At 32.9% G+C, this 19,364-nt stretch carries 21 protein-coding genes; 12 read left to right on the top strand and 9 right to left on the bottom strand.

Going from position 1 to position 19,364, the window contains the following annotated elements; genetic code table 11:
• Window positions 1-45 precede the first annotated feature (45 nt).
• A complete protein-coding gene (locus KKQ79_RS00980; RefSeq protein ID WP_213188574.1) occupies window positions 46-1,065 on the bottom strand; it encodes a sensor histidine kinase in 1,020 nt (339 codons plus the stop codon).
• A gap of 27 nt (window positions 1,066-1,092) precedes the next feature.
• A complete protein-coding gene (locus tag KKQ79_RS00975; RefSeq protein WP_213188573.1) occupies window positions 1,093-1,770 on the bottom strand; it encodes a response regulator transcription factor in 678 nt (225 codons plus the stop codon).
• A 182-nt stretch (window positions 1,771-1,952) separates the two neighbouring features.
• Here KKQ79_RS00975 and KKQ79_RS00970 point away from each other — a divergent pair, with 182 nt between their 5' ends.
• Together KKQ79_RS00970 and KKQ79_RS00965 are read left to right on the top strand one after the other, a co-directional pair.
• Window positions 1,953-4,550 carry a TonB-dependent receptor plug domain-containing protein gene (locus KKQ79_RS00970; RefSeq protein ID WP_213188572.1) on the top strand — a complete coding sequence of 866 codons (2,598 nt, stop codon included), beginning with the start codon at window positions 1,953-1,955 and terminating at the stop codon, window positions 4,548-4,550.
• A 45-nt stretch (window positions 4,551-4,595) separates the two neighbouring features.
• A complete protein-coding gene (locus KKQ79_RS00965; RefSeq protein ID WP_213188571.1) occupies window positions 4,596-5,789 on the top strand; it encodes a hypothetical protein in 1,194 nt (397 codons plus the stop codon).
• Between the two features lie 123 nt (window positions 5,790-5,912).
• Here the strand turns inward: KKQ79_RS00965 and KKQ79_RS00960 are convergent, their stop codons facing one another.
• The 3 genes from KKQ79_RS00960 to nadE are packed head-to-tail and all read right to left on the bottom strand — an operon-like array spanning window position 5,913 to window position 7,650.
• Entirely contained in the window at window positions 5,913-6,200 is a 288-nt protein-coding gene (locus tag KKQ79_RS00960; protein WP_124878722.1) for a barstar family protein, read from the bottom strand.
• A 60-nt stretch (window positions 6,201-6,260) separates the two neighbouring features.
• Window positions 6,261-6,821: a ribonuclease domain-containing protein gene (locus KKQ79_RS00955; protein WP_250131161.1), complete on the bottom strand. Its 561-nt coding sequence runs from the start codon at window positions 6,819-6,821 to the stop codon at window positions 6,261-6,263.
• Between the two features lie 37 nt (window positions 6,822-6,858).
• Complete coding sequence (gene nadE, locus KKQ79_RS00950; protein ID WP_213188570.1) at window positions 6,859-7,650, bottom strand: NAD(+) synthase; 792 nt, start codon at window positions 7,648-7,650, stop codon at window positions 6,859-6,861.
• Between the two features lie 89 nt (window positions 7,651-7,739).
• Between nadE and gldB the strand changes: the two genes are divergently transcribed.
• From gldB to KKQ79_RS00910, 8 genes are all read left to right on the top strand, one after another.
• Complete coding sequence (gene gldB, locus KKQ79_RS00945; RefSeq protein WP_213188569.1) at window positions 7,740-8,720, top strand: gliding motility lipoprotein GldB; 981 nt, start codon at window positions 7,740-7,742, stop codon at window positions 8,718-8,720.
• Between the two features lie 81 nt (window positions 8,721-8,801).
• Window positions 8,802-9,125 (top strand): gliding motility protein GldC, encoded by a 324-nt coding sequence (gene gldC / locus KKQ79_RS00940; RefSeq protein WP_069797807.1) that lies wholly within the window; start codon window positions 8,802-8,804, stop codon window positions 9,123-9,125.
• 80 nt (window positions 9,126-9,205) lie between these two features.
• Entirely contained in the window at window positions 9,206-10,345 is a 1,140-nt protein-coding gene (locus tag KKQ79_RS00935; protein WP_213188568.1) for a trans-sulfuration enzyme family protein, read from the top strand.
• 6 nt (window positions 10,346-10,351) lie between these two features.
• Window positions 10,352-10,798, top strand: a complete 447-nt coding sequence (locus tag KKQ79_RS00930) for a GNAT family N-acetyltransferase (protein WP_213188567.1) — start codon at window positions 10,352-10,354, stop codon at window positions 10,796-10,798.
• Window positions 10,799-10,873: 75 nt separating this feature from the next.
• Window positions 10,874-11,380 carry a DinB family protein gene (locus tag KKQ79_RS00925; protein ID WP_213188566.1) on the top strand — a complete coding sequence of 169 codons (507 nt, stop codon included), beginning with the start codon at window positions 10,874-10,876 and terminating at the stop codon, window positions 11,378-11,380.
• Window positions 11,381-11,423: 43 nt separating this feature from the next.
• Complete coding sequence (locus KKQ79_RS00920) at window positions 11,424-12,011, top strand: hypothetical protein (protein WP_213188565.1); 588 nt, start codon at window positions 11,424-11,426, stop codon at window positions 12,009-12,011.
• A 2-nt stretch (window positions 12,012-12,013) separates the two neighbouring features.
• Complete coding sequence (locus KKQ79_RS00915) at window positions 12,014-12,562, top strand: L-threonylcarbamoyladenylate synthase (RefSeq protein ID WP_213188564.1); 549 nt, start codon at window positions 12,014-12,016, stop codon at window positions 12,560-12,562.
• Between the two features lie 131 nt (window positions 12,563-12,693).
• Window positions 12,694-14,109 (top strand): CCA tRNA nucleotidyltransferase, encoded by a 1,416-nt coding sequence (locus tag KKQ79_RS00910; RefSeq protein WP_213188563.1) that lies wholly within the window; start codon window positions 12,694-12,696, stop codon window positions 14,107-14,109.
• Between the two features lie 59 nt (window positions 14,110-14,168).
• Here KKQ79_RS00910 and hemL read toward each other — a convergent pair whose 3' ends face one another.
• The 4 genes from hemL to KKQ79_RS00890 form a co-directional block, all read right to left on the bottom strand.
• A complete protein-coding gene (gene hemL / locus KKQ79_RS00905) occupies window positions 14,169-15,467 on the bottom strand; it encodes a glutamate-1-semialdehyde 2,1-aminomutase (RefSeq protein WP_213188562.1) in 1,299 nt (432 codons plus the stop codon).
• 185 nt (window positions 15,468-15,652) lie between these two features.
• On the bottom strand, window positions 15,653-16,693 hold the full coding sequence (locus tag KKQ79_RS00900; protein ID WP_213188561.1) for a glucosaminidase domain-containing protein: 1,041 nt from the start codon (window positions 16,691-16,693) through the stop codon (window positions 15,653-15,655).
• A 268-nt stretch (window positions 16,694-16,961) separates the two neighbouring features.
• The gene (locus KKQ79_RS00895) at window positions 16,962-17,879 is read right to left on the bottom strand and encodes a 1-aminocyclopropane-1-carboxylate deaminase/D-cysteine desulfhydrase (RefSeq protein ID WP_213188560.1); all 918 of its coding nucleotides are present in this window, start codon (window positions 17,877-17,879) and stop codon (window positions 16,962-16,964) included.
• A 251-nt stretch (window positions 17,880-18,130) separates the two neighbouring features.
• Entirely contained in the window at window positions 18,131-18,460 is a 330-nt protein-coding gene (locus tag KKQ79_RS00890; RefSeq protein WP_213188559.1) for a hypothetical protein, read from the bottom strand.
• An 81-nt stretch (window positions 18,461-18,541) separates the two neighbouring features.
• On the opposite strand from KKQ79_RS00890, the gene KKQ79_RS00885 reads away from it, so the two are divergent.
• Window positions 18,542-18,733: a C1orf53 family protein gene (locus KKQ79_RS00885; RefSeq protein WP_104792305.1), complete on the top strand. Its 192-nt coding sequence runs from the start codon at window positions 18,542-18,544 to the stop codon at window positions 18,731-18,733.
• Window positions 18,734-18,737: 4 nt separating this feature from the next.
• Window positions 18,738-19,265: a DUF4136 domain-containing protein gene (locus tag KKQ79_RS00880; RefSeq protein WP_213188558.1), complete on the top strand. Its 528-nt coding sequence runs from the start codon at window positions 18,738-18,740 to the stop codon at window positions 19,263-19,265.
• The last annotated feature ends 99 nt before the right edge of the window (window positions 19,266-19,364 follow it).

Raw genomic sequence — 19,364 nt, 5'->3', positions numbered from 1 at the left:
AAATTCCCAGCGTTTTCTGGGGCCAATATACAGAAATAATTAATACTACAAAGCTTTTTCTAGATAAAAAGTGAAGAGCGTTCCTTCCAGATATTTGCTTTCTACAGTAATGCTTTGATGGTGAGCTTCTAGAATATGTTTTACGATGGCAAGACCTAGTCCAGAACCGCCGTCTTTACGGTTTCTGCTGGTTTCTACCCTATAAAACCTTTCGAAAATTCTAGGCAAGACTTCTGGCTTGATTCCCATTCCGTTATCTTGCACGATAATTTTCACTTTTTCTTGCTCAGTTTTGGTGATTACTTTAATCAAAGCTTCTTCTCTATTAGAATAATGAATGGCGTTTGAAATAAGATTGGTAAGTACTTGAGAAATTTTTTGCTTGTCTGCTCTTACCATAATAGCATTTTGCGAGGTTTGCAAAACTAATTTTGCGGATTTTTTATGGGCTTCGATTTCTAATAAATCAAAGATTTCTTTTATCAAAGCATTAATATCAAAAACAGAATAATTGATGGAAATTTCTGCGGCTTCGTATTTAGAAATCTGGTCTAAATCGGTGACGATGTTCAGTAATCGTTCTACAGAATTCCCGATGCGTTCTAGATATTTATCTCTAATGTTAAGATTTTCTACCGCGCCATCTTTCAGTGTTTCTACATAACCTTGAATGGAAAAAAGTGGTGTTTTAAGCTCATGAGAAACATTCCCGATGTATTCTTTTCTGTAATCTTCCATTTCTTTCATCATGTCGATTTCTGAAACGTTTTTTTGGATTCTCTCACCTAATTGTTGGAAATTTACATTTTCTTCTTCTTGAAGAATATTTTCGGGGAGAATATCAGAAATTCGCTTGATTTGTTTCTTTCCATAAGAATTAAAGAGTAATTCTAACACGAAATAATTAAGCAGTGCAATAAAAACGAGACTGATGCTTAAATAAAAGTAAAAAGACTGTGTATCTGCAATCACTTTTTGTTGCACATAATTGAAAGCCAAGGCTACAATTGCCATAGCAGAAGTAAGAATACATGCTGCAAAAAGTGAAAGTCTATGAATTTTCATATTACATTTTCTGAGAAAAAGGTAGAATTACACTACTAATTTGTAGCCAATTCCTTTGAGAGTCTGTATAGAATTATCTCCTAATTTTTCTCTCAATCTTCTGATGTGTACATCTATGGTTCTTTCTCCTACAATCACATCATTTCCCCAAACTTTGTCTAAAATTTCTTCTCTTTTAAAAACTTTTTGGGTATTAGAAGCTAGAAGATATAACAAATCAAATTCTTTTTTCGGGAGTAGGAAATTTTCGCCGTTTTTGGTGACTTTAAAATTATCTTTATCAATCACTAAGTCGCCTAGTTCTATTAATTTAGACTGTTCTGCTACTTGTGTAGTGAGTTGTAAAAGTGCATTAACTTTAGAAATCAGCACTTTTGGCTTGATAATTTTCACAATGTAATCATTAGCTCCTGCATCAAAACCTGCTAACTGAGAAAATTCTTCGCTTCTAGCAGACAAGAAAACAATCAATGTTTTCTGAAGCTCTTTTATTTGACGCATTTCTTGGCACGTTTCTATCCCATCTTTTTCTGGCATCATTACATCTAGTAAGATTAAATCTGGGATAATTTCTTTGGCTTTTACGATGCCTTCATTGCCATTATTAGCTGTAAAAACCTGATATCCTTCTTTTTCGAGGTTGTATGACAAGATTTCTAAAATATCTTGTTCATCATCTATTAAAAGAATCTTTTTTCCTTTCATCTATACATTTTAACCTCTCAAAATTAATGAAAATTTACATTGGAAACACGAATATTTAAAACTTCACAATAATTTAACATAAAATAATTTTTGGTAAAGATTTATTAAAACAAAATTAATTTTTGCTAAACCAGACTTGCACGTGTTTCTTTATTTCTTTGCGCCAAATAAGAAGTAAAAAAATGAATTATAGAAAAATAAGTTTAGCAGCCCTATTTTTATTGACTTCGCAACAAGTGGTTTTCGCTCAAGCTACCAAAACAGATTCGGTAAAAACCAAAGACGAAAAAGTAATAGAAGGAGTTCAACTGAGAGGAAATGCCAATAAAAAATCTGAAAGCGCAATTTTAGTAGAACAGAAAAAAGCCATCATCCAAAAGCAAAGTATGGGAACAGAAGAAATTTCTAGAAAAGGAATTTCAAATGTAGAACAAGGTCTTACTAAAGTGACGGGAATAAACACTGTAGATGGAAGAGGAATTTTTGTACGCGGCTTAGAAGAAAGATACAACACACTACTTATCAATAATTTAGGCTCTCCATCTAATAACCCTTTCCAAAAAATTATTGCCCTAAAACAATTTCCTACAGATGTAGTAGGTAAATTAAATATCTATAAAACATTCAATGCTAACTTATACGCAGATTTTGCAGGAGCAACATTTGACATAGAAACCCTCACTTACGAAAAGCCTTTCAGCAAAGTAGAATTTTCTGTAGGTGTAAATTCCGTGAGTAGTTTTAGAAATTTCAGAATTTCTGAAAACGCTAATACCATGAAAGGTTATATAGGTCTCAATTCAGAAGATCGTAAATTACCATCAGAAGTTAGAGGTTACATCCCAGAAAACTATCAATTTACTAAGGATGAATCTATTCATTCTTTTAAAGATTCTTGGAATGTAGATGTGGTAAAATCTTTACCTAATACCAGCATTGGTTTTACTACTGCTCAAAAATTTAGAGTAAATGATACTTCTAGCCTTGGTTTACTATTTTCTATTAACCAAGGAAGCAGTTATGAATACAGAAATGGTAAAAAGAACCAGTTTGTGTATAATGGGAACTCTATTATTCTGAACAATAACTTAAATAAAACCCAATATAATTACGAAATAGAATCTTCGGCTTTACTTGGTTTAGGATTTAAATCTCAAAAAACAGAAATCAACTTGAATGCAATTTTCTTACAGAATGCAGACAATATGATTCAGGATTTTAGTGGATATAGAAACAACCAGATCCAAGCGCCAGAATTCTTCCGTGTAAATCAGTTAGATATTTCTAGATTTACAGATGTGCAGCTTTTTGCTTCTCACAAAATCAATGAAAGAAACCAAATTAGAGGTGGTGCAAGTTGGGTAAATAACCATTTTTCTCAGCCAGATAGAAAAATCTTTAACGGAACTCCAGTTAATGCAAATAATGAAACCGAAATTTCTTATGGTGGCAATAACTTCATCAGACAATATCTAGATGTAAACGGTAAAAACTATTTTTCTGGATATGCAGAATATGTGCTAAATCTTGGTGAAAAATCTGGTAAAGAGTATCCTTATACTTTTACTGTAGGTTACAACGGATTTTTTGACAAAAGGTCTAATTCCTACCGTTTCATCTTCGGAAGAAATAATACCAATGCTGCAGGAATTATGGTGGATATTGATAGAATACAAGACACTCTTAATCAATCCATTCAAAACAATGAAATCTATTTCCAAGAAAGTGCTTGGAATTTTGAATACAGAAGTTTTATGTATCAATTGGTAAATGCTGGTTATCTTACATTCAACTATAAACCTAATCAAAATTGGGATATTTTACTAGGAATGAGAGCAGAAAGCAATACGAATCTTACCCGTTATAAAAACTCAGATTCTTTGCCTAATTCGCCATTCATAAACCTAGAAAGAAACCAAACCTTCATTCTCCCAAGTTTATCGGTAAAGAAAACCTTAAACAATTCTTCTAACATTAGATTTTCTGCAAGTAAAACCATTACCAGACCTATCTTGATTGAATACATGCCGATTACATATATCAATCCAGACAACGAAAATATTATTGGTAACAAAGATTTAAAAAACTCAGAAAACTACAATTTAGATTTAAAATATGAAGTTTTCCCTACATCTAAAGAACTTTTTGCAGTAAACCTTTTTGCTAAAAAAATAGACAACGCTATTGAGAGATCTTTCGTAGCTTCTGGAAACTCTAACGGACAAACCATCACCTTCTACAATGCAAAACACGCCATTCTTGCAGGAATAGAATTAGAAGGAATTTTTGCCCTGAAAAGAATTCACGAAAATTTAGAAAAATTCTCTTTGGGAGCTAATGCTACTTTAATGTATTCCGAAGTAAAAAGAAGTGCAGCACAATCTGGTGAAACAGATGCAGAAGCTAATAGAAAAAGAACTTTACAAGGTGCAGCTCCTTTTACCATTAACGCAGATATAAAATATGAAACCAAAAACAGAAACAATTTCTCTAGAACGGCTTCATTAGTATATAACGTTACAGGGAAAAAAATCTATGGGGTAGGTTTCAGTAAATTAGATAACATCTACGAAAAACCATTCCATCAATTAGATTTTGTGTACAGCAATCAGATTAATAAAAACTGGAATTATAAATTCTCTGTACAGAATATCTTAAATGATACGTACAAACTAGATTTAGGCGAAAACAGCTTAGTAACTGTAGACAGTAATTCATTAATCATGACCGATTTCAAACGCGGAACTACTTATAGCTTAACCGTAGGATACAGTTTTTAATCCTTAAACCAACACAATTATTCGTAACTCAATAAAAATAATAAAATGAAAAACAAATTTCTAGCAATCGCATCTCTTACTTTATTTTTAAGCATTACTTCTTGTACGATAGAAGTAAGAGAAGATAATGACATCCCAAAATCTGACAATGTTTTCACAGGAAATACCATTTCTGGAACCATTACTAAAAATACTACCATCAAAAAAGGAAATTATACATTAGAAGGAATTGTAAAAGTAGCAGACGGAATTACCTTAACCATAGAACCAGGCGCAGTTTTTACAGCTAAATCTAGCGTAGGTACAAGTTTAGTGGTTCTAAAAGGTGGAAAAATTGATGCTCAAGGAACTGCTACAGAACCCATTATTTTTACCTCAGACAATAAAAAACCAGGAGATTGGGGAGGAATTACCATCTACGGAAATGCGCCTATAAAAGCTGCAAACGGTGCTTCTACTGCATTATCTGAAGACGGAAACAACCAAACTTATGGCGGAAATGATGCCAATGATAACTCTGGTGTAATGAAATATGTAAGAGTAGAATACGGAGGAAGAAAGATTGGAGATGGAACTTCTGAAACCAATACCATGACTTTCTATGCAGTAGGTGCAGGTACAATTTTAGAAAATCTAGTGGCTTACAAAGGAACTGATGATGGTTATGAATTTTTCGGAGGTACGGTTTCTGCAAGCAATTTAGTATCTTACGGAAATTATGATGATGCTTTTGACTGGCAAGATTCATGGAGCGGACAAAACAATAGCAACTGGTTTGCGTATCAAACTTCTATTGGTAACTTTGGGATGGAAATAGAATCTTCTTCTAATGCAGACAATACTGCTCCTAAAATCTCTGGAATTACCTTAATTAGAGAAGCTGGAACCAACCCAGAAGTGGCAGGTTCTGCAGAAATTTCTGCTATCCAATTCAAGAAACAAGGTTCAGGAATTTTCACGAATGTATTTATCGATGGTTATAAAAACTTAGGCGGTAAAAATGCATTTGCCGTTCTTATTCAAGATGCAGGAACAGAAACTGCTCAAGTTTTAACAAACAAGGTAAAAGTTTCTCCAATTTTTGTTCAGAATTCAGACAACTTAGGAAATTGGGGCTATGCGTTTACTTCTACTCAGCCAAAAACGTACACTAATGATAACACTGTTAAGAAAATCTCTTTAACTTCAGGAGCTTGGGCTAATGTAAATGGTGTAGATTTATTAACAGCGCTTAAATAATTTCTTCTTATTTAAAAACCGTTTTTTTGATTTTAACGAATACGCCCCGAAAAAATTTTCGGGGCGCGGTTTTTATCTAAATTTTTAAATCGTAAATCTAAAATCGTAATTCTTATATCAAAATTATTCCTCATCTTCATATTGCTCTAGATAATAGGCAAAAGTAAAATCTTCTACCTCATCTTCCGCATCTTCTAAAGTAGTAAGTAAATCTTCGAAAATTTCTAATTGCTCTACGCTCATATTGACAAATTCTAAATGAAGCGGCATTTCTAATTCGCCTGTAATCACATCAAAAAGCGCATCGAGATTATCCCCGAAATGCTCTGGTAAAGTCAATTTTTCTTTCAGTTGAGCATAAAAATCCTCGTAATCTCCAATTTCTAAAAAATCTATATATACTTCCATAATTTTATTTCAAGTTTCAAAGTTAGTAAACATCTGGATTCCAACATCCAACTTCCAGCAAATTTATTTTTCCTCAAAACTTCTGTAATGATCAAACGTCACGAAAACCAAACCATCATTAGAAAACACTACTCTATCTGCATTTCTATTGCCGCAATTGTAATTAAGGTCTGCTTCGAAATATTTTCTTCCAGATTTTATTGGGAGCGATTTTTGACGGTTTGTCCAGATATCACCACCTATAGCTTTTCCGGGAGCAACTTCGCAAAGATTTCCTTTACTCGGAACCCAACCCAAAGATTTTGCTTCGGATTTTGTGATGTAATAATCGGGTAATTCGCCGTGTTCTTTTAGATATTTTACCACCAATTCATCATTGGTAAGTTCATCAATATTTTCTGAATTATCAGAAGGATGGGAATATTCATTCTTCTTATCTTCATAATTTTTTATTGTATAATCATCAATATAGTTTTTATCTTTATTTTCAGATTTCTGATAGGTAACTTCTTGATTATTTACTTCATTTTTCTTCTCAATTTTGTAGTTATTGAAAAGATACATCAATAATAATCCTGCCACAAAAGCAAGGACTATATAGATTAAATTTTTATTTTTTTCCATAAATTTTGTTTTAAGTTTCCAAAGCTCCCACTTTAATTCAATCTCTCCACTCTTCCGGAATATCGCATACCGGAATTGGGTTCATTTTATGTTGCGCAGCTTTGTGCATTCTGCTGAAAATTTGGTAAACTTCTAAATCTCTACCGTTGTAATCTGCTTCGGTTTTGGTTCCCCATTCTTTTTGAATTTTTTCTAATTCGGGATACGTTGCGCCAATTTGTTGCTCATCTGTTCTATCCACATCCCAAAGTCCATCTGTAGGAATCGCATTTTTAATAGATTCTGGCAAATCTAAAGCTCTTGCCAAAGCATATACTTCGGTTTTGTACAAATCAGCAATCGGCGAAACATCTACTCCACCATCTCCGTATTTCGTGTAAAAACCAATCCCGAAATCTTCCACTTTATTCCCAGTTCCACAAACGAGAAGTCCATTGATTTGTCCGTAATAATACAAAGTTAGCATTCTCAATCTGCTTCTGGTATTGGCAAAAGCCAATTTTTCGGCAGGAAATTCATTATCTTTTACATCAAAAGTTTTGTACAACGCTTCGAAAGGTTCATTTAAATCAACCGAAAAACCTTCCACATTTGGAAATTTATTTTTTAGAAATTCTATATGCTCTAAAGCACGAGAAGCTTGATCTTTTTGTTGACGAATCGGCATTTCTAGAGCCAAAACTTTCAATCCAGTCATGGCGCAAAGTGTAGAAACCACACCAGAATCTACTCCACCAGAAACTCCAATTACATAACCTTTTACACCTGCTTTTTCAGCGTAATCTTTTAGCCAAGAAACTATTCTTTCAATTATTTTTTCTGATTGCATTTTATTGTATTTTTGCGAAACTAATTTTTTGTAAAAATAATTAAATTTTTGCCGAACTCACAGATTAGTTTGGTCAAATGTTTTAGCCCATGAAAAAATATATTGTATACACTCTTATTTACAGTTTTTTCCTACTTCTTTTTTCTTGTAATAAAGAGGCAGAAAACCGTTGGAATATAGAAATCAAAACTACTGAACCTGTAAAAATCACTGATATTTCTGCAGCTTTTTATAATGATAAAATTCCGTTTCAGAATTTCAAGAAAGATTTCGGTTTTTTCTTGGCACCACAAGTTCCAGATGCTACCTACGAGAAAAAACGTGCAGATGCCATCGAAAAAAGAGTCTATAAAGACGCTTTAAATAAAAATAATCTGGCAAATTTAGAAAAACAATTGGCTACACTTTTTGCACATATAAAATACTATTTCCCTGAATTTAAAAATCCACAGGTGTATGTGTTTTCTTCGGCTACGGAATTGTATGAAGAACCTATTTTATATGTTCCAAATGAAGGTGTACTGTTCATAGATTTATCTGCATTTTTAGGCGAAAAATCAGAATTTTATGAAGGAATAGATGTTTACATGAGAAAAGAAATGACGCCTCAAAACGTTTTGCCAAAAGTAGCAGAAACCATAGCTGCAGATTATGTTCCTGCAACTCCAGACCACAATAAATTTTTGGACAAAATCATCAATTTTGGAAAATTAATGATTCTCCAAGACGCTTTTCTTCCTGAAACGATGGATCAATTCAAAATGCATTATTCTAAAGACCAACAATCTTGGGCGATTTCTAATGAAGAAAATATTTGGAATTATTTTGTAGAAAACGACTTGCTTTTCAGCGATGACAATAGATTAGATGAAAGATTTTTGGCAAAAGCTCCTTTTTCTAAATTCTATACCGAAATAGACCCAAAATCTTCACCAAGAGTGGGCGCTTTTATCGGTTGGCAAATTTGCAGACAATATTTAGAAAAAAATCCTGAGGTAACTTTGCAAAAATTCTTGCATTTACCTGCAACAGAAATATTTAACAACAGTAATTATAAACCTAAAAACTGATGTGTTAATTAGATAATGTGATGATTTGCCAATTTAGTAATTCTTCATCACATCATCATATCATCACATCATCACATCAACATGAGACAAACACAGATAACAATCAACGTAGAATTAGACGAAAACCACGTTCCAGAAAAAATGACTTGGAATGCTCAAGATGGCGGTGTAGAAAATCAAGAAACCAAAGCCACCATGATTTCAGTTTGGGACGAAAAAGCAATGGAAGCATTACGCATCGATTTATGGACTAAAGATATGCCTGTAGATCAAATGAAAATGTTCCTTCATCAGATTTTTGTTTCTCTTGGTCATACTTATCAAAGAGCAACTGGCGAAGATGATGTAGCCGAAAAAATTCAAGAATTTGCGGAAGATTTCGCTTTTATGAGTAAAATTAAATAATGTGATAATTTGATGATGAGATGATGTGTTAATTTTATACATCATCAAATCAACAAACCAACTAATCAACACATCAACAAATGAAATTCAATACCAAAGTAATACACGGCAATCAAAGCCACGAAAAAGTAACAGGTTCTGTAAATGTTCCTGTATTTCTTACTTCTACCTTTGCACAAAAATCTCCGGGAGAACATTCTGGTTACGAATATTCTAGAGCGGCAAACCCTACAAGACAAGCGTTAGAAGACGCTTTGGCATCTATAGAAAACGGAGCTCGAGGTTTGGCTTTTGGTTCTGGTTTAGCAGCAATAGATTGCGTTTTGAAATTATTAAATCCAGGAGACGAAATCATCGCTGTAGACGATTTATACGGAGGAAGCTACAGAATGTTTACCAGACTTTTTGAGAAATATCAACTCAAATTTCACTTTGTAAATCTTGAAAATCCTGAAAACATTCTTCCGCTCATCAACGAAAAAACCAAATTGGTTTGGCTGGAAACTCCAACCAATCCTTTAATGAAATTAGTTGACATTCAAAAAGTTGCAGAACTCATCAAAGGAAAAAACATTCTTTTAGCGGTGGATAACACTTTTGCAACACCTTATATTCAGACACCTTTGGATTTAGGTGCAGATATTGTGATGCATTCTGCTACCAAATATTTGGGTGGACATTCTGATGTTATTGCAGGAGCTTTAATTGCAAAAACTCCAGAATTAGGAGAAAAACTGCACTTCATCCAGTTTGCAAGTGGCGGAATTTTAGGACCTCACGACTCTTATTTGGTTTTGAGAGGTATTAAAACTTTGGCTTTAAGAGTTCAAAGACATTCTGAAAACGGACAAAAAATTGCAGAATATTTACAAAATCATCCAAAAGTAGATCAAGTTTTTTATCCTAATTTAGCGAGCAATCCTCAGTTAGAATTGGCGAAAAAACAAATGAAAACTTTCGGTGGAATGATTTCTTTTACTTTCAAATCAGGTAAAAAGGAAGATTCTATCCAATTTTTAGAAAAATTGAAAGTCTTCACTTTAGCAGAAAGTTTGGGCGGTGTAGAATCTTTGGCTAATCATCCAGCATTGATGACTCACGCCTCTATTCCTGCAGAAAAACGTGCAGAATTAGGCATTACCGATGATTTGGTAAGACTTAGTTGCGGAATTGAAGATGTAGAAGATTTAATTGCAGATATAGAACAAGCTTTTAATTAAAAATCTATGTTGACGAGAAAAGCCACTTTAGAAGATTTACCTCAACTGTCAAATTTATTTGACCAATACAGAAGTTTTTATCATAAGGAAAGTGATATTGAAGGTGCTGAAAATTTTCTAAAAGAAAGATTAGAAAACCAAGATTCTGAAATTTTCGTAGCAGAAGAAAACGGAATTTTGACTGGTTTTACTCAATTGTACCCATTGTTTTCTTCTACAAGAATGAAAAGATATTGGCTTTTGAACGATTTATTCGTCAACGAAAATCACAGAGGAAAAGGGCATTCTAAAGCTTTGATAGAAAGCGCAAAAGAACTTTGTAGAGAAACAAAAGCTTGCGGAATTCTTTTAGAAACCGATAAAACCAACGAAATTGGCAACCAACTTTATCCGAGTTGTGGTTTTGAACATTATAATCACGCCAATTTTTATGAATGGACTAATCCTATTTAATGTTTGATTTTGGATTTACGATTTCTAACAGAATAATGTTAAATTTTAAATCCAAAATCTCAAATCTCAAATGTTATGACTGAATTTCAAAAATATATTCAAAGATATTTAGACCTAATTCCATCTGATAATTGGTTGGAAGAAATGATCAATTCAGGAGCAGAAACCATTCAGATTTTTTCTGGTTTACACAATGAAAAATCACTTTTTGCTTACGCAGAAGGAAAATGGACGCTCAAGGAATTGCTTCTTCATTTAATAGATACCGAAAAGATTTTCCAATACAGAGCGCTTCGCTTTGCCAGAAAAGACCAAACCGAATTATCTGGTTTTGATGAAGATTTCTTCGTAGCGAATTCTTTTGCCAATGACAGAACTTTGGTAAGTTTGTTAGAAGAATTCAGAATTGTGAGACAAACGTCTATCATTTTCTTCGAAAATTTACAAAATGCAGCACTTACCAACACTGGAAAAGCTAATGGAAACGAAATTTCTGTAGAAACCATCGGAAGATTAATCGTGGGACATAATTTCCATCATTTAAAAATAGTTGAGGAGAGGTATTTACCGAATTTGAAATAGAATAAATCACATCGTTTGTCATTCCGAAGGAATCTAAACAATTATGAATTATAAAGTTACCATACAATATTTATTAATTTCTGTTCTATTAATTGGAGTTTCATTCTTATTAGCTTATAATTTTTGGTGGAAACTTGATTTATATTCTGGAGAATTCTTTTTACTATTTTTCATTTTAGGATTATGCTGGTTTGGTACTTTGCACATAGGAATTCTAGTTTCAAGAAAAATAAATTTTAAGAATGATAACTTTGGATTTATTGGTTTATTAAATTTAAACAAACTCACGTCTCAAGAAAATTTTTTAAAATTCAGAAAAACTTTAACAATATTCTCATTTGCCATTTTAATTTTAACAATATTCATATTTTATAAAATTGTAAATTTCGTAGAGTACACAGATTTAACCTATTATGGAATTGAAAAATCAGTTAAAATTGAAGATATTTCATATTATAAAGGCAACAAAAGAGCAAAAATAAATTTTGAGTTTAATAATGAAAAGATTTCAAAAATGTTGTTTTTGAAAGATACTTTAAAAAATGTTGGAGATTTTGAAACCATCATTTTTTCATCAAGAAATCCTAATATTATAGAACTAAAATCAGAGTTTGAAGAAAATTCTAAATAATTATGGAAAAAGCATTAGAAATATTAAAAAACGGCGGCGTTATCCTCTATCCTACTGATACCATTTGGGGAATTGGTTGTGACGCAACCAATGTAGAAGCCATCAACAAAATTTTTGAAATCAAAAAGCGTGAGAAAACCAAATCTATGATTATTTTGGTAGAAAACGAACGCCGATTACAAGATTTGGTAGATGTTCCAGAAATGGCTTGGCAAATTATTGATTTGTCTGAAAAACCTGTCACTATCGTTTATGAAAATCCTAAAAATCTGCCTAAAAAAATTTTAGCTGAAGATGGAAGTATTGGCATTAGACTGGTGAAAGATGATTTTTGTAAAAAATTGATTTCTAAACTTAATAAACCTTTGGTTTCTACTTCTGCCAATTTTAGCGGAGACAAATCACCATTGAAATTCTCAGACATTTCTCAAGAACTCGTTGATGCGGTAGATTACGCCGTAGAAGAAAACAGAGAAAGCGTTTCCAAATATTCTGGTTCTTCTGTGATAAAAGTCTGGAGTGACGGAAGAGTAAAAGTTTTAAGAGAGTGATTAAATTCAGAAGTTTTTGAAAAACTATATTTAATCTTATCTTTGCAAAAAATTAATTTCTCGCAGATTTAGTAGAAACCGCAGATTAAACCTGCAAAATCGGCTCAATCTGCGAGAGTTTTTATACAAAAATGAAAATCAATTTAACCCAAAATAAAAATTTCAAACTTTTTAAAATCATTTCTAAAGTCGCCCAAGAAAATAACCAAACGGTTTATATTGTTGGCGGTTACGTTCGTGATTTGTTGATGCAAAGAAAAGCACCAACAGACATCGATTTTGTAACCGAACAAAGCGGAATAGAACTCGCAAAAGCAGTAGGAAAAGAACTCGGAGATTTGAAAGTTTCTGTGTTCAAAACTTATGGAACTGCCATGATTAAATACCAAGATTTAGATTTAGAATTTGTAGGTGCCAGAAAAGAAAGTTATTCCGAAGATTCTAGAAAACCGGCGGTAGAAACCGGAACTTTGGAAGACGACCAAAAACGCAGAGATTTTACCGTAAATGCACTCGCTATTTCTCTGAATGCTGAAAATTTCGGGGAACTGATTGATCCTTTTAACGGAAGAGAAGACATGCAGAATAAAATTCTGAAAACGCCTTTAGAACCAGCTCAAACCTATTCTGACGATCCTTTGAGAATGATGAGAGCGATTAGATTTGCATCGGTTTTACATTTTGAAATTGAGAAAAATTCTCTAGAAGCCATCAAACAAGAAGCAGAACGCATCAAAATTGTTTCTATGGAGCGCATTATGGTAGAATTCAACAAAATTATGTTGAGCGAAAAACCTTCGGTTGGTTTAAAATTGATGGAAGAAACCACACTTTTAGAAAAAATAATTCCAGAATTAACAGCGCTAAAAGGCATTGAAGAAGTAGAAGGACAAACGCACAAAGATAATTTTTGGCATACTTTGGAAGTTGTGGACAATATTTCTAAAAACACCGATAATCTTTGGTTAAGATGGGCTGCTTTATTGCACGACATCGGAAAAGCTCCGACTAAAAAATTTGTAGAAAAAATTGGTTGGACTTTCCACGGACATGAATTTTTAGGTTCTAAAATGGTGAAAAATCTATTTACAAGACTGAAATTACCTTTAGGAACTGATATGAAATATGTTCAAAAAATGGTAAAACTTTCATCTAGACCGATTGCTTTGATTGATGATGGAACTTCGGATTCGGCCTTGAGAAGATTGCTTTTTGACGCTGGTGAAGATTTAGAAGATTTGTTCACGCTTTGTAAGGCTGATATTACCACAAAAAATTCTTCAAAACAGGAAAAATTCAAGAAAAATTTTGAATATGTAGCGAAGAAAATAAAAGAAGTGGAAGAAAAAGACCATGTTAGAAATTTTCAACCACCGATTTCTGGAGAAGAAATTATGGAAATGTTCCAATTGAAACCTGGTCGTGAAATTGGAATTTTAAAAGAAAAAGTAAAAGAAGCGATTTTAGAAGGCGAAATTGCCAATGATAAAGAAGAAGCCAAAAATTTTGTGATTAAAGAAGCGAAACTTTTAGGCTTGGAAATATAAATTATGCCACGAATGCACAAATTAATTTTAAAAATATTCGTGTATTCGTGGCAAAAAAATTAGTCTTCAACTTTATCTGAATAATCAAAATTTCTTACGGCTTCAAGCGTTTTATCAATTTCGGTTTCGTTAATCGAATCAGAAATAAACCACGTTTCGTAACCACTTGGCGGAAGATAAATTCCTTGAGCCAACAATTGATGGAAGAAATTATTGAATAATGAATGGTTAGAATCTGCAGCTTCCTCAAAATTAGAAACCCTATTCGTATGGAAGAAAATGCTCATCATACTTCCTTTTCTATTGATTTTATGGGCAATTCCTTTTGCATTGAGAATTTTGCCAATTTCAAAATCAAGCGTTTCTGTAGTTTTATTGAGTTTTTCGTAGAAATTAGGATTGTTTTTGATGAGTTGAAGCGTTGTAAGACCTGCTCTCATTGCTAGAGGATTTCCGCTTAAAGTTCCGGCTTGATACACATCACCTCGTGGCGAAAGTTTATTCATAATTTCGTTTCTTGCCGCAAAAGCACCAACTGGCATTCCTCCGCCAATTACTTTTCCGTAAGTCACAATATCTGCTTTTACATTAAAAACTTCTTGCGCTCCACCGAAAGCCAATCTGAAACCAGTCATCACTTCATCAAAAATCAATAAGGCGCCGTTTTCATCACAAACTTTTCTTAAATTTTGAAGAAAATTATTTTCTGGCAAAACGCAACCCATATTTCCAGCAACGGGTTCTACAATTATCGCAGCAATCTCACCTTGATTATGACGGAACAAATCCTCTACTTGTTCTATATCATTGTATTTTGCTAAAAGCGTATCTTTTGCAGTTCCAGAAGTTACTCCTGGAGAATTTGGGTTCCCAAAAGTGGCAGCTCCACTTCCTGCTTTGATCAAAAATGAATCAGAATGACCATGATAGCAACCTTCAAATTTGATGATTTTTTCTCTTCCTGTATAACCTCTTGCTAATCTGATGGCGCTCATACAAGCTTCTGTACCTGAGGAAACCATTCTGATTTGATCAATATTCGGAACATTTTCGATGATAAATTTTGCAATTTCTGTTTCTAATTCTGTTGGCGCACCAAAGGAAAAGCCTTTTTCTGCTTGTAATTTTACCGCTTCTACTACCTCATCATGAGCGTGACCTACAATTGCGGGTCCCCAAGAATTGATGTAATCTACATACGTTCTGTCATCTGCATCTGTTAAATAGGCACCTTTCGCAGATTTCATAAAAATAGGAACTCCTCCTACAGATTTGAAAGCACGAACTGGCGAATTAACACCTCCTGGAATATATTTGTACGCCTCTTCAAATAAAGCCGAACTTCTTTGATATAACATAATTTTGAATTTATTTTTTTAATGTTTTGGGCGTGTCCTTCATAAAAATTTCAGATTCTTCATTCCATTCAGAATGAAAAAAATTTTTATTTCAGGTCGCGCTTTTCGTTACAATTCCTCACTCGCTTTCAGCGGTTGCGGGATTTTCACTTCAATCGCTCACGCAAAATTCTTTACAAAAAATTTTATCTAGGTTTTCTGTTTTTAAGATAAATTAATTGCCCTTCTTTTACTTTATCTCCATATTCCATGCGGTTTTTGTCATAAAGTTTATCGAGTCTTATTGCAAATTTCTGAGCGATAGAATACATATTATCTCCTTTTTCGGCGCGATACGTTTCTACACTTCCGCTAGAATTTTTCTTTTCGAGGAAGAGAATTTGTCCTTCTTTTAAAGTTTGAGAAGAAAGCTCGTTCCATTTCATCAATTTAGAAGTAGAAACGCCATATTTTTTAGAAATATCTTGTAAGCTTACTTCCGAAGCATCGTCATAATCTGGTTCCATCGGAATTACAATATATCTCAAAGCTTCATTAGGATGTGCTTTCATCAGAACCGATAATAAAACTTCTTCTTTAGTCAATTTTTTAGGTTCTGGAGCATCGATTACGACTTTTGGAGCCTCTTCTTTTTTAGGAGTTGGCAAATTTTTAGCTAAAAATTCTTTATCATTCACCAAATCAGGATACAAAGCCAAAAGTTTTTCGGTGACTTGTTCTTTTTTGATATAGTCAAATTCAAAAAGTTTATATTTCTGAATTTTATCAATCAAAATATAAGCGTATCTAGGATTGGTCGCATAACCTGCCTTTTTCAAACCATGAGCCCAAGCGTTATAATCTTTTGGGTCAAGTTGAAATAAATTTTTGTAAAAAGGACGATTCACCAAAAACAAAGAATGGTCTCTGTAAGATTCTCTAGGATCTTCATACACACGGAAACATTCATTTGGTGCGTCATCTGTATGTTTCATAGTTTTGCCCGTCCAGTTTTCTTTACACTTAATCCCGAAGTGATTTTTCCCTTCTTGTGCCAATCTAGACTGACCACCTCCTGTTTCTAAAAGTCCTTGCGCCAAAGTAATAGAAGCGGGAATATTGTATAATTCCATTTCTTCTACAGCATATTGTGCAAATCGCTGAATGTATTGGTCTTCGGTTTTCCAAGTTTGGGCTTGGATATTTGAAAACAAGGCAATTGAAAATATTAAAATGAGTTTCTTCATATTTATGTGTCGTTCCTACGGAACTTCCTATTGATAATGATGTTTTATCTACAAACCTTTCGTTCCTACGGAACTTATTTTAAAATTTAAAAAACTTTAATTAGATTATTTAGGACATGACAATTTTTTAAATTATATTTTTAACCGCAAAAGCGACAAAAGATTTCACCTGTTTATAAGTTATTCAAAAGTAAAAAAAGCGAAATGTTTTACTTTTTTTACTCTTGAAATACTTTTTTAAGTATTTCTTTTGATTCTTTTGTGGTTATTAATTTTTGTCATGTAATAAAATTAAATTTCTGTTTTTCTTTTTCAACATTTCGTTTGCACCTTTTATTCCTTGCAAACCTCCTGTATGAAAAGCTAAAATCTTGCTATTTTCTGGAAAATAATCTTCTTCTATGAGTTCAAAAATCTTCCTGAGCATTTTTCCAGTGTAAACAGGCTCTAAAACAATGCCAAAATCTTGATAAAATTTATTTATAAAACGAATATTTTCGTCTGTTATTTTGCCAAAACCGCCATCAGAAGCATCAAAAATGGTGAAATTTTGTCTTTTAGAAAAATTTAAAATCCTTTTTTCTAAAGATTCATCTTTCACGGCTTTGAAACCTAACACTTTTTGATGTTTTTCTGCATATTTAGAGATTCCAGAAATGGTTCCTCCTGTTCCTATAGCGCTGCAAAGATAGTCAAAATCTTGAGTTTCTTCATTGAGCATAAACTGAATTCCCTCCACCGCATTTTCATTAGTTCCTCCTTCTGGAACTACCAAACTTTCGGGGAATTCTTCTTGAAGGTTTTTCATCAAAGTTTCCTTGTCTCTATAAGTTTCTCGGGTTACAAATCTGAAAGTCATTCCGTTTTGGTGCGCTAAAGAAAGTGTAGGATTTTCTTGCCAAGTGTTTTCTAATTCATCTCCTCTGATAATTCCTTGAGTTTCGATATCAAATTCTTTTCCCAAAGCAGCCGCTGCTGCAATATGATTAGAAAACGCACCTCCGAAAGTAATGATTTTCCTTTCAGAAACTTCTTTTTCTAAATATTTTTTGATATTGTAAAACATTTTCCAATATTTATTTCCTGAAATTTCGGGATGGGTAAGGTCTTCTCTTTTGATGAAAAGTCTTACTTTTTTTCCGATAGGAATTTCTATAATTGGAATTTTATGTTTGGGTAAATTCATAATACAAATTTAAATAAAGCAGTAAGAAGAAAAAATCAAAGGCAATCAATTATTTACCAATTTGAAACGCAAAGTTACATTAATAAGGAACTAAAATTTAAGAAAGCAAAGATTGAGTTCGCTAGCGAATTGATGAAGCGAACGCTTAAAAACGAATTTATTCGTTGACTTAGCTCACTTAATCGTTAAATAAATAATTAAAAATCTTTGCGTTTTAAAATTAAAATGTGAATGAATTAGTCATGTCCTATTCACACTCTGTACTTCCAAAAACTCCAAATTTTTCTGGTTTCGAGGTAATTTAAATCTTCTTCCATAGCGTAAGCTTCTCTTTCGAAACTGATATTTCGGTAAGCCAAATGTTCGTCTTTTAACTTAAAATACCAATAGTAATATTCTACTATATACCACAAATAAAAGAAAATAATGAGGAGTTCTAATTGCTGACGAATGTGTATTTTTTCGTGATTAATGAGTGTTTTATTTTCCTTAAAAGCTGATTCACGAAGAAAAATGAACGGAAAAATGGTAATTCCGTTGATTCTAGTCTTTCGGAGAAGGCGTAAACTCAAAATAATCATAGAACAAAGATATGAAAAGTTAAAAGGAGCAATTATCACAATGATTTAAAAATATGATTGAATTTTTTGTAATTTTATGGAATGAAATTTGATAAAGAATTAGTAGAAGGCGAAGATTTTTATTATAATGAATTAGGCTACAAAGTTTTCACCGAAAGATACCACTTAAAACGCGGTTATTGCTGTAAAAGTGGTTGTAAACATTGCCCTTATGGTTATGATAAAAAGACTGATTCTTTTAAAAAAATTGAGAAAAAACCACATAAATCATAAAAAAATGAAGAAATATTTTTTCCTTTTGTTGGCTTCAGCAGCACTTTTTGTTACGTCTTGTTCACCATTTAATGTGAGAACAGATTACGCTGAAACTGCCAATTTTAGTTCTTATAAAACATATCAGTTTAGAGTAGATGATTTAAAACTGAATGATTTAGACAAAGACCGTGTTTTAAACGAAGTAGCTAAAAACCTACAAATGAAAGGTTTATCAGCATCTCAAACTCCCGATTTAGTTGTAAACCTGAAAGCTTCTCATAAAAAAGTAGAAGATACGAGAATTGAACCTAGTTTCGGAATGTATGGTTGGGGAAGACCTTTTGGTTGGGGAGTTGGAATGAGCAGAGCTTGGACTAGCGATTACAACAGAGGAAGTTTGATTATTGACATCGTAGATGCTAAAACTGGAAAATTAGTTTGGCAAGGTGTAGGAAGCGGAATCAATGTAGATTCTCCTAAATCTAAGCAAAAACAAATTCCAGCCATTGTAGCAGAAATTATGGCCAACTATCCGCCTGTGAAAAAGTAAAAATCCTTTTCACTTGAATATTATTGTTTAAAAACGTACGGCGCGAGCAAAGCTCGCGCCGTACGTTTTTTCTTACTTTAAAACAAAAAAATCGGGAAA

It is taken from the genome of Cloacibacterium caeni (assembly GCF_907163125.1).
Taxonomy (GTDB): Bacteria; Bacteroidota; Bacteroidia; order Flavobacteriales; family Weeksellaceae; genus Cloacibacterium; species Cloacibacterium caeni_B.
The sequence above is the reverse complement of the archived record's forward strand: the minus strand, read 5'-3'. Positions and strand labels throughout refer to the sequence as shown.